Source organism: Gemmatimonadota bacterium (genome assembly GCA_040388535.1).
Lineage (GTDB): Bacteria > Gemmatimonadota > Gemmatimonadetes > Gemmatimonadales > GWC2-71-9 > Palsa-1233.
This window is the reverse complement of the sequence record JAZKBR010000007.1, coordinates 72,051-85,119: the sequence shown is the minus strand read 5'-3', so window position 1 is coordinate 85,119 and position 13,069 is coordinate 72,051. Positions and strand designations below refer to the sequence as shown.

General features: G+C 65.5%; 15 protein-coding genes. 12 read left to right on the top strand and 3 right to left on the bottom strand.

Features of this window, described 5'->3' with window-relative positions:
- Positions 1–18 precede the first annotated feature (18 nt).
- Positions 19–774, top strand: coding sequence for a class I SAM-dependent methyltransferase (locus V4558_13805; GenBank protein MES2306579.1), 756 nt, complete (start codon positions 19–21; stop codon positions 772–774).
- Positions 775–785: 11 nt separating this feature from the next.
- A complete protein-coding gene (locus V4558_13800) occupies positions 786–1,454 on the top strand; it encodes a 2'-5' RNA ligase family protein (protein ID MES2306578.1) in 669 nt (222 codons plus the stop codon).
- Here the strand turns inward: V4558_13800 and V4558_13795 are convergent.
- Positions 1,376–2,221 carry a lysophospholipase gene (locus V4558_13795; protein MES2306577.1) on the bottom strand — a complete coding sequence of 282 codons (846 nt, stop codon included), beginning with the start codon at positions 2,219–2,221 and terminating at the stop codon, positions 1,376–1,378. The two genes, V4558_13800 and V4558_13795, sit on opposite strands and share 79 nt — an antisense overlap.
- Positions 2,222–2,396: 175 nt before the next feature.
- On the opposite strand from V4558_13795, the gene V4558_13790 reads away from it, so the two are divergent.
- The 10 genes from V4558_13790 to V4558_13745 all read left to right on the top strand — a co-directional run bounded on the left by V4558_13790 (position 2,397) and on the right by V4558_13745 (position 9,864).
- On the top strand, positions 2,397–2,933 hold the full coding sequence (locus V4558_13790) for a DNA starvation/stationary phase protection protein (GenBank protein ID MES2306576.1): 537 nt from the start codon (positions 2,397–2,399) through the stop codon (positions 2,931–2,933).
- Positions 2,934–3,014: 81 nt separating this feature from the next.
- Positions 3,015–3,260 (top strand): Arc family DNA-binding protein, encoded by a 246-nt coding sequence (locus V4558_13785; GenBank protein MES2306575.1) that lies wholly within the window; start codon positions 3,015–3,017, stop codon positions 3,258–3,260.
- The gene (locus tag V4558_13780) at positions 3,257–3,661 is read left to right on the top strand and encodes a type II toxin-antitoxin system VapC family toxin (GenBank protein ID MES2306574.1); all 405 of its coding nucleotides are present in this window, start codon (positions 3,257–3,259) and stop codon (positions 3,659–3,661) included. The genes V4558_13785 and V4558_13780 overlap by 4 nt, the downstream gene beginning before the upstream one ends.
- An 87-nt stretch (positions 3,662–3,748) precedes the next feature.
- Positions 3,749–3,955, top strand: coding sequence for a hypothetical protein (locus V4558_13775; GenBank protein MES2306573.1), 207 nt, complete (start codon positions 3,749–3,751; stop codon positions 3,953–3,955).
- A 33-nt stretch (positions 3,956–3,988) separates the two neighbouring features.
- On the top strand, positions 3,989–4,789 hold the full coding sequence (locus V4558_13770; protein ID MES2306572.1) for a type II CAAX endopeptidase family protein: 801 nt from the start codon (positions 3,989–3,991) through the stop codon (positions 4,787–4,789).
- Positions 4,790–4,914: 125 nt separating this feature from the next.
- The gene (locus tag V4558_13765; GenBank protein ID MES2306571.1) at positions 4,915–5,973 is read left to right on the top strand and encodes a hypothetical protein; all 1,059 of its coding nucleotides are present in this window, start codon (positions 4,915–4,917) and stop codon (positions 5,971–5,973) included.
- 34 nt (positions 5,974–6,007) lie between these two features.
- Positions 6,008–6,949 carry an alpha/beta hydrolase gene (locus tag V4558_13760; protein ID MES2306570.1) on the top strand — a complete coding sequence of 314 codons (942 nt, stop codon included), beginning with the start codon at positions 6,008–6,010 and terminating at the stop codon, positions 6,947–6,949.
- A complete protein-coding gene (locus V4558_13755; protein MES2306569.1) occupies positions 6,916–8,013 on the top strand; it encodes an alpha/beta hydrolase in 1,098 nt (365 codons plus the stop codon). Before V4558_13760 ends, V4558_13755 begins: the two co-directional genes overlap by 34 nt.
- Positions 8,014–8,017: 4 nt before the next feature.
- Positions 8,018–9,361, top strand: a complete 1,344-nt coding sequence (locus V4558_13750; protein MES2306568.1) for an acetamidase/formamidase family protein — start codon at positions 8,018–8,020, stop codon at positions 9,359–9,361.
- Positions 9,358–9,864 carry an ankyrin repeat domain-containing protein gene (locus V4558_13745; protein MES2306567.1) on the top strand — a complete coding sequence of 169 codons (507 nt, stop codon included), beginning with the start codon at positions 9,358–9,360 and terminating at the stop codon, positions 9,862–9,864. The genes V4558_13750 and V4558_13745 overlap by 4 nt, the downstream gene beginning before the upstream one ends.
- A 60-nt stretch (positions 9,865–9,924) precedes the next feature.
- Here V4558_13745 and V4558_13740 read toward each other — a convergent pair whose 3' ends face one another.
- A complete protein-coding gene (locus V4558_13740; GenBank protein ID MES2306566.1) occupies positions 9,925–12,588 on the bottom strand; it encodes an ABC transporter permease in 2,664 nt (887 codons plus the stop codon).
- Positions 12,585–12,935, bottom strand: a complete 351-nt coding sequence (locus V4558_13735) for a PadR family transcriptional regulator (GenBank protein MES2306565.1) — start codon at positions 12,933–12,935, stop codon at positions 12,585–12,587. The genes V4558_13740 and V4558_13735 overlap by 4 nt, the downstream gene beginning before the upstream one ends.
- Between the last annotated feature and the right edge of the window lie 134 nt (positions 12,936–13,069).

Below are 13,069 nucleotides of genomic sequence, written 5' to 3'. Positions count from 1 at the left end.
TCCGCAGGAGTTGATCGGATGAAAGAGAATCCCCGTCCAAATTACGGCCTGGACGCTCCGCTGGTGGTGCGGAATCTGCTCATCGTCGGGGCGCTGGGAATCATCTCGCTGGTCACCCGGCTGCTGGGTTTGTGGTCGAGGCAAGACCCGATCGCCTCGATCACCAGGCCGCTGATGGGGGCCGGCCTGAGCTGCGGCGCGATGGCCTTGTGGATGATTTACGACAGCAAGATCGGCAAGGTGCGCGAGCGCGAAGAGTATCTCGACAAGATTGCCTGGCGTGGTGATGAGCGGGTGCTGGATGTGGGGTGCGGGCTGGGATTGTTCCTGATTGGCGCCGCAAAGCGACTCTCAACCGGCCGCGCGGTCGGAATCGACAAGTGGCAGGCCGAGGATCTCAGCGGCAACAGCGCTGCGGGGGCACTCGAGAACGCGATGATCGAAGGGGTGGCCGACAAGGTCGAGGTGCAAACCGGCGATGCCCGAACGTTGCCGTTCGACGACGCGAGCTTCGATGTCGTCCTCTCGAGCATGGCGCTGCACAATATCTACAACGCCGGCGAGCGACAGACTGCCGTGCGCGAAATCGCGCGGGTGCTCAAGTCGGGCGGCCGCGTGCTGATCCTGGACGTGCGCCACACCCGCCAGTACGCCGCCACACTGCGCGACGCCGGCCTCGATGTCCAGTGCGTCCAGGGAATCGTCTCGAACCTGCTGACGGTGATCACGTTCGGCCAGTTGCAGTTCGGATACGTAATCGGCGGCAAGCCGTGACGTGGAGTAGGGTGCGCCAAAGCAGTCGCCGACAACTGACGCTCTTCGTGCCCGAAGGTGTTGCTGCCGTGCTCGAACCGATCAGGGAGCGAATGGACCCCGTTCAACACCGGCTCATCCCCGCGCACGTCACTCTCTGTCGCGACGATGAGCTTGCCGGCATCTCCACTGCGGAGCTCAGCGCGCGCGTGGCAACAATGGGCCAGCCCCCGCTCACGCTGCAATTCGGGCCCGGTGAGTCGTTCGACGAACACGGCGTGCTCCTGCCCTGCATTGCCGGGCAGGAGGCGTACCACCGGCTGCGTGTCGCGTTGCTGCGATCTGAGGGAATCCAGCATTCTCGGGCCCACATCACGATCGCCCATCCGCGGAACCCGCGTGCCCCGTGGAATCTCCCTTCGACGTACGAGGCTCTGGCCGCGCCGCTCTCCATCACCTTCACGAAAGTCTCCCTCATTGAACAGGAAGCGGGCGAGCCGTGGCAGATCCTGGATGCGGGCAACCTCGTGCTGGGCGCAGGTCCGCCTCTCCAGACCGAGGTAGTCAAAGACTCCTCGAAACGATTCGCGCCCACCTCCGCGGGGTCGCCCCGGTGCTGCGATCACAGCCGCGCGTCGAGCCAGGTCACGATGTCGGCCATCACGCTCTCCCGGCCGAGGTCGTTCAATAGATCGTGGTAGTGCCCCTCGTAGAGCTTGAGTGTCTTGTCGTTCGAGCCTGCCGTGTCGAAGAAGAACTGGCTGCCACTCGCCTTGGCGGCCTTGTCGGCGGTGCCGTGCAGGATGAGCAGCGGCAGGGTGAACTGCGGGAATGCTTCCTTCAATCGCTCGTCGGCGCGTGCCATCGCGGCCACGGTGAGTGAGGGCTGGGTCTCGTCTGCGATGAGCGGATCTTCGTTCATGACCCGAACCGCCTCGGGGTCGCGCGAGAAGTCCTCGTTCTTGAGCTTCAGCACGTGGGCGTGCGGCGCCAGATGACTCAGCCCCTTCAGGACCGCGAGGGCAAAATCGGGCGCCGGCACCTGGAAGGCGAAGCTCTCGCAGATCAAGCCGGCGAGTTCCTGCTGGTGCTCAAGCGCATAGCCGCACGAGACCACGCCTCCCGCGCTGTGGCCCAGCAGGAAGAGCTTGCGCCCCGGCTCGCGGGAGCGGGCGAGGGCGAGGAGCTGTCCGACGTCATGGGCGTACTCGTCAAACGAGCTCACAAAGAACCGCTCGCCATCGGATTCGCCGCGCCCGCGAAGATCCACGGCGTAGACGGCAAGGCCGGCGGCCACGAGCTGAGACGCCACCCAGCCGTAGTAGCCGCTGTGGGCCTTGAAGCCGGGCACGATCGCGACCACCGCCTTCGGCGCGGTGGCTGGCCGCCAGGAGCGGACAAAGAGCTCGAGTCCGTCGCTGGTCGGAATCCGTTCTTCGCGCGGCTGATTCCCGGGACTGTTTGACATGGCGATGCTCCAAGAGAGGGGAGAGGGAACGGGAAGTGATCAACAGCAAATGATACGCGCTACGGCACCCGTTGGAATCGCCTGACCGGGAGGTCTTCGCATACCCCATTCGGATTATTGTCGGCGACTGGCCCGGCTGGTATGGTCCGGTTCACCATTCACCGGAGCGCCAACCATGTCACGGATTTCTCCCTCGAAGCGCGCGGTTCTCACGGGCCGTCGCGGCCTCCCGCTGCAGACCCCGACCGACCTCCCGCCGCGCGCGGTCAAGGACGTCTCCGCCGCCCTCAATGGGGTTCTGGCCGACGTCTTCGCCCTCTATCTCAAGACCAAGAACTTCCATTGGCACATGAGCGGACCCCACTTCCGCGATTTCCACCTGCTGCTCGACGAACAGGCGGATCAGCTCTTCGCGATGACCGATCCGCTGGCCGAACGGGTGCGAAAGATCGGCGGCCTCACGATCCGATCGATCGGGCAGATTGCGCGGACCAAGCGGGTGCTCGACAACGACGCGGAGTATGTCACGCCGATGGACATGCTGGCCGAGCTGCGGGGCGACAACAAGGACCTCGCGGGTCGGCTGCGGGAGGCGCATGGCGTCTGCGATACCCATCAGGACGTGGCCAGCGCGTCGCTGATCGAGGTGTGGATCGACGAGACCGAGCGGCGGACCTGGTTCCTGTTCGAGGCGGCGCAGGCGTCGGAATAGGGTGGTGATAGCGAATTGTGGTCTTGACCCGGCCTGGTAGTGCTTTCATATTGCATCCATAACGGATGCAAGGAGGCCCCAGTGGCGACCCTGACGATCAAGAACCTGCCAGATTCGCTCTACGCCCAGCTGAAGGCACGAGCAGCAGAGCATAGGCGAAGCATCAACAGTGAGGCCATCCTCGCCGTCGAGCGCGCCCTCACCGAGGCCAGCGCTGGCGATCCAACCAGGCTCCTCGCGACGCTCCGGCGCAGTCGCGCCCGACTCAAGGGCCTTTATCTCACGGACAAGGAACTGCGGGCCGCTCGGGAATCGGGTCGCGCATGATTGTGGCCGACGCGAACCTCATCGCGTACCTGGTCATGCCGGGTGAGCGCACCGAGGAGGCAGAGGCGGTGCTTGCGAAGGACCCCACGTGGGTGGCACCTACCCTGTGGCGTAGCGAGCTCCGCAGTGTCGTGCACAAGTACGTCATGCGGGGAGACCTGACAGTCGCACGGGCGGTTGCCCTGCTTGGGCAGGCGGACGAGGTCCTCGGCGGGCGGGAGGGCGAGGTGGATTCCCAGGAGGTCCTGGAGCTTGCGTCCCGCTCGACCTGTACGACCTATGACTGCGAATATGTCGCATTGGCCAATGTGCTGGACGTTCCGCTCGTCACGACGGACCGAGCGGTGCTCAAGGCGTTCCCGGTGCGCGCAATGACACCGGCGGACTTCCTTCGCAAGTAACCGGTCGCTCTCTAGCAATCGTTGGTGGTGTAGGGCGCCACTTCGCGCGCCGAATCCTCGTTTACCACGCTTAAGAGGTGACAATCCATGAGCTCACGCCGCGAATCTTTTCGAGTCCCCCTTGTTCTCGTCGTCTTTGGTCTCCTGGGTCTGGCCAACGTGCTCACTCGCCCGACCATCGCCACCATCCGGCCAGTGGATGTCGTGCGTCTCATCGGCACCGGGATGTTTCTTGGCGCCGCCATCGTGGCGCTGGTGTGGGCACGTGCGGAGTCGTCAGGGACGCGGCAGTAAACCGCATCGTCGTGATTCCCTCGGAGGTGTGCTATGGGCAACCTGTGGAAACGCCTCCTCTTCTTCGCCCTCGGCGCTGCCCTCTGCGTCCTGGTCTACCTCTTCCTGCTCAACTTCCCCCCGACCGGCCGCAACTCCCCGACCGGCGGGGTCATCGCGGTCCTGGTCCTCGCCTTGGGCGCCGGGTGGCTCACGGCTCACTTTCTCCGACTCGATGGACTCTCGCCTGCGGTGCTGGGCCTCACCGCCCGCGACCGACCTCTCCAGCGGCTGGGTATCGGGTTCGTCGCCGGCTGCACCCTCACCGGCGTGTGGCTCGTTCTGGTGGCCGTCGCGACCGGCGCGACCTGGCGCCCAAACCCGGCATTCGCTAGCCTCGCCCTCCTGGGTGCGTGCGCCTTCAATTTCTTCAATAATGTCGGGGAAGAGCTGGTCTATCGCGGCTATGCCTTCGTGCGTCTCGCCGACCGGTGTGGCGCCGTGGTGACGGTGTTGCTCACCTCCGGCGCCTTCGCGCTGTTGCATCTCCAGGCGGGACTGCCGTGGCTGAGCGTGATCGCGGGCGTGTTCACGTCGGGGCTGGTGTTCGGAGCGATCTTTGCCCGCTGGCGGAGCCTCCCGCTCGCGTTGGGCTTTCACGCGGCGACCAACATTGCGCAGGACGCTTCCGGTCTGCGGGCGAGTGCGGCCTCTCTCTGGGTCCCCGACTTTCCAGCCGCTTCCGCGTCGTCTGGCCCAACTATCCTGGCGACGATCGCCTTGCTCAATCTGGTCCTGGCAGTTTGCATCCTGCTGCTCGGCCGTCGCCCCAGGCCGGTACCATTGCCTCAGTGATTCACAGTCGCCGCCCGTTCGCTTCGCCGACGGTACCGATGCGTGCAGACGTTTGAGGCCAAGGCCCCCCCAACCGGCCTCTTGAAATCGCAGTAGCTTTCGGGAGGCTCTCCGGAGGAATCCCCATGTCCCGCGCCGCTCGCACCCTCTTTCTCGTCGCCTTCCTCGCGCCCCTCGGCGTCTCGGCCCTGCTGGCCCAGTTCGACCGCCCTGTCCGGGGGAACTGGTACTGCGACACCCAGGCCGACCCGCAGACGACCTATGCCACCGCGTTCTTCGACTGGACCGGTCTCGCGGCTGAAGCGCAGAACGCCTTCCAGCAACACCTGCTCGCCAAGTACGGATACAAGGGGAGGGTGGGTTGCTCGGTGGCGCGTCCCGACGGACGACCGCTCCCCGAGCTGCAGGCCGATATGCAGCGACAGTATGCTCAGTTTCGCGCCCAGGGCAGAAAGGTTGTCGAGACCGGCTTCACGATGGCCGCTCCCGGCATCACGCTGGCCTACGGCTGCTTCGCCATCGCGACCGTCCGACGCCCGGGAATGCCCGACAGCAGCTACTTCTTCAGCAGCAAGGTCTTCCGGCTCAAGCCAGGAGACCATGGCGGCGAGTTGAGCAACGCGTGGATCGCCCAGATCAAGAGTCTTCACCCGGGCTGGTTTTTCCCGAGTCCTGGCTGTCTCCTCCTCCCGGCGGACCCCGCTGCCCACGCGGCGATCTACGACGGTCAGGCGCAGATGTATGCGAACCTGAAGCCGAAGGTGACCCAGCTCGACTGGGACTTCGCGCCGGGCGCAGCGGCTCAGGCGCCCACGCCACTTCCTCCGCCCGCCGCAACAGCCGCCGCACCGGCGGCCTCGGGAACCTATCCCACCAAGGACTTCATGGGCCGGCCGTTTCCCGCGCAGACATTCTTCTGCCAGTACCTCGGCCTCGCGAAGGATGCGTCGGGGAAGTATCCGCTCTATCAGAACGCGATGTTCACGATGGCCACGGGCCAATCGCCGGTGCAGAACGGCTGGAAGAACTACATCGAGGCGACGTATCATCCCAGCAGCCCCGGGAACCCGATGTGCGCCATCATACCCGACGACCCGATGCAGCGCGAGGGAGCACTGAAATCGCTGAACCTGCTGACCCAGCCCGCCACGCAGGTGGTCGTGAAGACTTCGTGGAAGCCTTAGGGAGAGAGTTTCTCGTGCAACGACCAGAAAGCGGATGACGCGCAGCCTGTTTGTTATGCTGGCCCTCGCGGCCGGAATGCCCGGGCGCGTAGCAGGGCAGGCCCCCTGGCAGCCATCGCCGGGCCACACGCAAATCCCGATCTGGCCCGGGGCGATTCCTGACGCGCGGCCGATGAAGGGAGCCGAGGTATCCGTGACGGTGGTGGATGCCGCCGGCAAACCGAAGCTCGTTGGCGGCAAGCCGTGGATCTATATCGATAGAGTCTCACAGCCGACCATCACCGTCTATTCGCCGGTGGGCAGCAATTCGGGCGTGGCGGTCGTCGTCTTCCCCGGTGGGGGCTATAGCGGCCTGGCGATCGATCTCGAAGGGAGCGAAGTCTGCGACTGGCTCACGCCGAGAGGGATCACTTGTGTCTTGCTGAAGTACCGGGTGCCGTGCCTCAAGACGGGGCCGTACCGGGATTGCCGGACGGCGCTGCAAGACGCGCAGCGAGCCGTCGGGCTGGTGCGCTTCCGCGCCGCGCAGTGGCATATCGATCCGCACAAGATCGGCGTCATCGGCTTTTCAGCCGGCGGGCATATGGTCGCGGCGCTGAGCACGCATTTCGATAAACGTCTGTACCCCGCGGTGGATGCGGCCGACAAGGAGAGCTGCCGCCCCGATTTCGCGATCGCGCTCTATCCCGGGCATCTGGCGGTACCCGAACGAAGGTTCGTGTTGAACCCCGACATTCGGGTCACCAGCAACACACCGCCGACATTCCTGCTCCAGGCGGAGAATGACCCCGTCGATCCGGTCGAGAACTCGCGCGTCTATGCGGCGGCGCTCAAGAAGGGAGGCGTTCCGGTCGAGACGCACTGGTATCCGGTGGGCGGGCACGCGTTCGGACTGCGGCGCACGCGCTATCCGATTACCAACTGGCCGCCGTTGGTGGAGAAGTGGCTCGGCACAATTGGTATGATCTCGAAGTGACCTCGCAGGCCGTACTGGTCCGGCGGAGCAGGTGGGTACGTCGGGGGATCCAAGGGATCGTTGCGATCGGCGCCTTCGCCCTTATCCTGGTCGCCTCGGGCGCAACCTACGAGTCGGTCGGCTCCGCTCGCGATCTCCGGCGATACCCGCCCCCCGGCCGAATGATCGATGTCGGTGGCTACCGCCTCCACCTCGTCTGTGAGGGCACCGGCAGTCCCACCGTCGTGATGGATGCCGGGCTCGGCGACAGTTGGCTCGCATGGGGATCGATCCAGCCAGTGATCGCGCGCAGCACCCGGGTCTGCTCCTACGACCGGGCCGGGCTAGGGTACAGCGACGCTGGGCCCACGCCGCGCGGGAGCGCCCAGATCGTACGCGAGCTGCACGCACTGCTCACGGCGGCACAGCTCTCACCACCCTATGTGCTCGTCGGGCATTCATTCGGCGGCCTGAATGTGCGGCTCTTCACCTACACGTACCCATCAGAGGTCGCGGCGCTCGTGCTCGTTGATCCGTCGCATGAGGAGCAGTTCCCCCAGTGGACAGCCTCGGAAAGCGACGCCTACGATGGATACCTGAGTGAGATGCGCCACCAAGCGACGCGCGCCGTCTTTGGTCTCCAGCGACTCACGCGCACCTCCGCGGCAGATACCAACGCGGCGGCTGCCAGCCAACGGCCACTGGCCATTACCCTCGGCTACCGGCACCAGTGGTTCCAGACGCTGCGCGATGAGTTTGAATCATTCCGCACGCGAAGCCCGGCAGAAGTCCGCGCGGCACGACGTCCGCTCGATATTCCCCTGTACGTGGTTGACGGCAGCTACCTGCCCGAAGGCCTTCGTCCTGGGAGCACCCAGAGCGACGCCGACTCCAATCGAGCGGTCTGGCACCGACTGCACCGTGAACTCGCGCAGACATCCTCCAACGGTCACCTGATCGTTGCGGAGCGAAGCAGTCACTACGTACAGTTCGACCAACCAGACCTCGTCGTCCAGGCCATCACGGATGCCGTTGCCACGGTTCGGCACAGTGCTTCGTCGACCTCGACGGAGCCAAGGGAGTGAGTCCATGAAGGAACTGCGAGCCATTGTTAATCGCGCATTGCTCCTTCCCGCCGTCGCGATGCTCGTCTCCGGGTCGCTCTCCGCCCAGCAGTCCAATCGGCCAACTCTCGACGGCAACTGGACATTGTGGCGACGGCAACCGCACGGCATCGACACGCCGCTCCGGGTCGAACTGCAAACACGGGGTGACTCACTCACGGTGACCGCACCCAATCAGCTGCGCCTGCAGGGGCGATCGACGTCGTCTGGTATCACGCTCAGCGGTATGGGGGCCGATCAAACAGGCGAGTACGCGATGACGATCTCCGCGAGCTGGTCCGGCGACTCGCTCGTCGGACGCGGCATACAAGGCCCTGACACCATCCGCGTGCTCTGGATGGTGCGCGACAGCGAGCGTCGTTCCTCGACACCAACGCGCCAGACGGTGCACCCCGCGGAGTTCTTTCGCGTCGTCTCGGCAACGCCACGTCCGCTGGCCCACCTCTGGTCAGGTGACACGGTGCGGACCGAGACCATCGGCGCCGACGGGATCGACTCGGCGGGGAAGCGTCGCTCGGAGGGCGGAAATCCTCTGACCGGCCCGTTCTACATCGAGAACTCCCTACCCGGCGACGTGCTCGTCATCCGGCTGCTGCGCGTCCGCACGAATCGGTCGTGGGCCGTGAGCGGCGCGACAATCGCACCGGATGCCCTCGAGCCTGGATACGGCTCGAGTGGGGGGAATGGCGGCGGCGACGGCCCCGCGACGTGGACGATCGATGCTGCCGCTGGCATCGTCCGCCTGAAGACGCCGAGCGCAAAGCTCACCCACTACACAGTGCCTCTCCATCCGATTCTCGGATCGATCGCCGTTGCGCCGGGGAGTATCGGACGCGCCGAGGTGCGGAGTACCGGCGTGCCAGGCTCGTTCGGCGGAAACATGGATTACAATCGCCTGGGCGAAGGGACGACGATCTACCTGCCGATCTCGCAGCCCGGCGCCTACCTCTATCTGGGTGACGGCCACGCGGCACAGGGTGACGGCGAACTGACCGGCGACGCCCTCGAGACGTCGATGGACGTTGAGTTCTCGGTTGAGCTGATTCGACGAAAGCGCATCGGCATGCCTCGCGCCGAGGATGCTGCATTCCTGATGGCGTCAGGTATGGGTGGGTCACTCGACCAGGCGTTTCGTTCGGCCACTACCCGCCTCGCGACCTGGCTGGAACAGGATTACAAGCTGACGCGCAGTGAAGTTGCGCTCCTGATGGGCACCGGGGTGCAATACGACATTGCCGAGGTCGTCGACGGGGTGCTTCACGTAGTCGCCCGGTTCCCGAAGCAATTGCTGAAAGGGATCACTCCATGACCGTTCAGGGCTTCATCGACGGCATACGCGCCGGAGACTTTTCCCGAATGGCGCCTGCGTTCGAGGGCGCACATCCCCTCGCGCAGCAGTGGGATGAGAGCGGTGCATTGGTGGCCACCCCCGACGTGCGTGCCGAGGCGCTGACCTGCGCTTGCTTCCTGGGGGAGATCCGCGTTGCCGAGTATTTCCTGGCGCAGGGGATTGACCCTGCGGCGGGTGCGGCGACAGGGCTCAACGCGTTTCACTGGGCGGCGAATCGCGGTCAGCTCGAGATCGTACGGCTGCTTATTCAGCGTGGCGCGCCGCTGGAAAGCCGAAGCATGTATGACGGCACGGTGCTGGGCACGGCGGTCTGGGCGGCGGTGCACGAGCCTCGTCCCGCGCACGCGCAGATTGTCGAGGACCTCCTGCGGGCCGGCGCTCGTGTCGAGGACGCGGAATACCCCAGCGGCGACCCGGCCATGGATGCGCTATTGCGCCAATTCGGCGCGTCGGAGGGCTGACATCTGGGCTGGCGATCACGCGCAGAAGGCGGGCCGGCGTAACGCTTGACGCCGATACCGCTACTGCAACGCGCTCCGCGGATCGACCGATGTCGCACGATGGGCCGGTAACCACGCCGCCGCCCCAGCGATCATCGCGAGGAACAACACCGAACCCCCCAATACCCGCAGGTCAAGCGGGCTCACCTGAAAGAGCATCGCCGTCATCACGCCCGACAGCGCGACTGCACCAAGAAGCCCGACGAGCACACCGATCGCGGCGACGATGAGTCCCTGCCGCAGGACCATCCCGCTGATCGTTCCTCGCGCCGCGCCGAGCGCCATCCGGATGCCGAACTCCCGGGTGCGCAGCTTCACGCCATAGGAGAGCACGCCGTACAGACCGAGGGCGGAGAGGGCGAGTGCCATGGCGGCGAAGGCCACCAGTAGCCGCAGTGTGAAGAGCCGCTGCGACGCACCCTTGCCGATTGCCGCATCGAGCATCATCGGATGGTACATCACCAGCTGAGGGTCATCAGTGGCGAGCTGACGCAGCACCGCGGCTTCGATCGTGGTGCGATCCCCGGTGAAGAGAATTACCTGCTGCAACGGCCAGTTGCGGTCGCCCGCGAATTGCTGATGCGGGTGATAGACGTAACCATCCTCGCGCCCTTCGTTCGTGACCGATACATCGCCCACGACACCGATGATCTCCGATCCGTGTGAGAGCGACAATGTCTGGCCCACTGCACTGATACCGGGAAAGAGCCGCGACGCGAGAGTCTTGCTGATGATCACGTGCTGTGTGGCCCGATTGTCATCGCGGGCATCGAAGAACCGACCTTCGAGGAGCGGGATGCCGACTGCACGGAAGTACTCCCCGGAGACAACGCGGTTCTGGGCGCCGGTCCGGCCCCGCTGAGCGTCACCCACGAGCGGCCCGCTGGTGACGGCCATTCCCCACTGATGGTACGCTCCGGTCGCGGGCAATCTGGAGATTCCGCCGGCAGCGCTGACACCCGGAAGCGCCGCAACTTCTCCGGCGAAGCGCTCGAAGAATGCGGCCCGCGCAGTGGAGTCATATCGCACGCTGGGGAGGTTGAGCTCGAAGGTGAGCACGTTCGCGGGTTTGATGCCGAGATCGAGATCGCCGAGCGCGCGGAAGGAGGCGAGCAGTAGTCCTGCGCCGACCATCAGCACCAGCGCCATGGCGACCTGCGAGATCACCAGCCATTCGCGAAACTGGAGCGCGCGCCCACCACTGGTGCCGCCGCGGGTCTGATCGCGCAGCGCATTGCCTGGCTGGGTTCTCGCGGCGCGAATGGCGGGCGTCAGCCCGAAGAGGACGGCGCAGCCCACGGCGAGGACGAGCGAGAAGCCGAGGAGTCGCGGGTCGAGTGTCAGGGTATTGAGTCGCGGAATCGTGCCGGTGCCGAGCACCACGATTGCCGATACGGCGAATCGCGCGACCAGGAAGCCAGCGAGCGCGCCGGCGATCGCCAGCGTCAGTGACTCGACCAGCAGCTGGCGGAGCAACCGCGTCCCGCCAGCGCCGAGGGCCGATCGCAGCGCGAACTCCTGGGTGCGCTCCGAGCTGCGGACCAGCATCAGGTTGGCGATGTTGACGCACACGAGAATCAGCACCAGCCCGACCGCGCCGAGCATCACCTCCAGCGCACGGCTCGAGGAACCGACGATGTCGTCCTTGAGGGGATCGAGGCGGGCACGCTCGAGCTTCTGCCCCGAATACTGCTCTCCCAGCCGGACCGCGACACCACCAAGCTCAGCCTGCGCTTGCTCGATCGATACGCCCCCACGGAGCCGAGCAATCGCCGTCAGGTAGTGGTTGCCCGCCTGTGTCGGGTCCGTCGCCAGCCGGAGGTCAATCGGCACCCAGGCGTCGACGGCGCCGGCGATCGGATCCTCGTATCCTGCGGGCATCACGCCGACGACCCGATACGACTTGCCGTTCATCAGCAATGACTTGCCCACAGCGCCGGGATCGCTCTGGAAATTGTCCTGCCAGACCTGATGCGAAATGACGGTCACCGGGGCTGCGTCGAGATTGTCCTCAACTCCTGGGCCGATCTCGTCCTCCGGCGCGAACGAATTGCCGAGGGAGGGGCGTACCCGGATCACGTCGAAGTAGTTGGCGCTGGTGTAGAGCAGGCGAACGCGGCGGGCCTGATCGCCACTGCCGATGTCGGCGCCGACATTGCTGTAGGTGTAGATCGCCGCAACGCCTTCAGCGGTGGTGAGCTGGCTCCGGTAGGCACCGAAGTAGACCGGCGAGAGGAAGTTGTGCCCGGCGAGGTCCTGGGTACTGGTGCCGTAGATCCGCACCAGCCGACCCGACTCCTGATACGGCAGTGGCTTGAGCAGCACGTGGTCGACGGCGCTGAAGACCGCCGTTGTGCCGCCGATGCCAACGGCGAGCGTGAGGATCACCACCGCCGCGAACCCGCGATTCCGGCCGAGGTTGCGCAGGGTGTAGCTGATGTCGCGGAGCGCTTCCTCGAACATCTGCGTCCCGCGTGCGTCGCGGACGGCGTCCTTCACCTGCTCCACACCGCCGAGGGCGATGCGACTCTGGCGAGCGGCCTCGCGGTCCCTCACGCCGGCGTGCTCCCGGAATTCGGTTTCCATCTCGACGTGAAAGCGGAGCTCTTCCTCGAGTTCGGCTTCCTCTGCACGACGGAAGAAGAGGGCGCGAAGTCGGACGGCGATGTCGGAGAGAATGCTCATGCGTCGGCCCCGGCCCAGTTTGCGGTCATGATGAGGTTGATGGCGGCGACGGTGCGGAGCCAGCCGCCGTGTTCAACGGAGAGCTGTTTCCGTCCGGCGGCGGTGAGGGCGTAGTACCTGGCGCGGCGGTTGTTCTCGGTGATCTGCCACTCGGTCTTCAGCCAGCCTCGGCGCTTCATCCGCAGGAGGGCGGGGTAGAGCGACCCCTGCGTGACCAGGAAGACATTGCCCGAACGTTCCTCGATCCGGTGGGCAATGCCCCAGCCGTGCATCGGTTCGTGGGCCAGGGTCCGGAGCACCAGCATTTCGAGGGTGCCCTGGAGCAGTTCGCCGTTGTCGGTCGCCATTTGTGCCTCCTTCAGATGATCTGAAGATAAGACAACCGGCGGGCGAAAAGGGTTGCAGGGGGCCAGGGCTGCCGGGGCCGAGGTTTCCTGTCAATGCAGAGGGGGCGCCTGCGCGCGCTAGATTCATTCGGCAC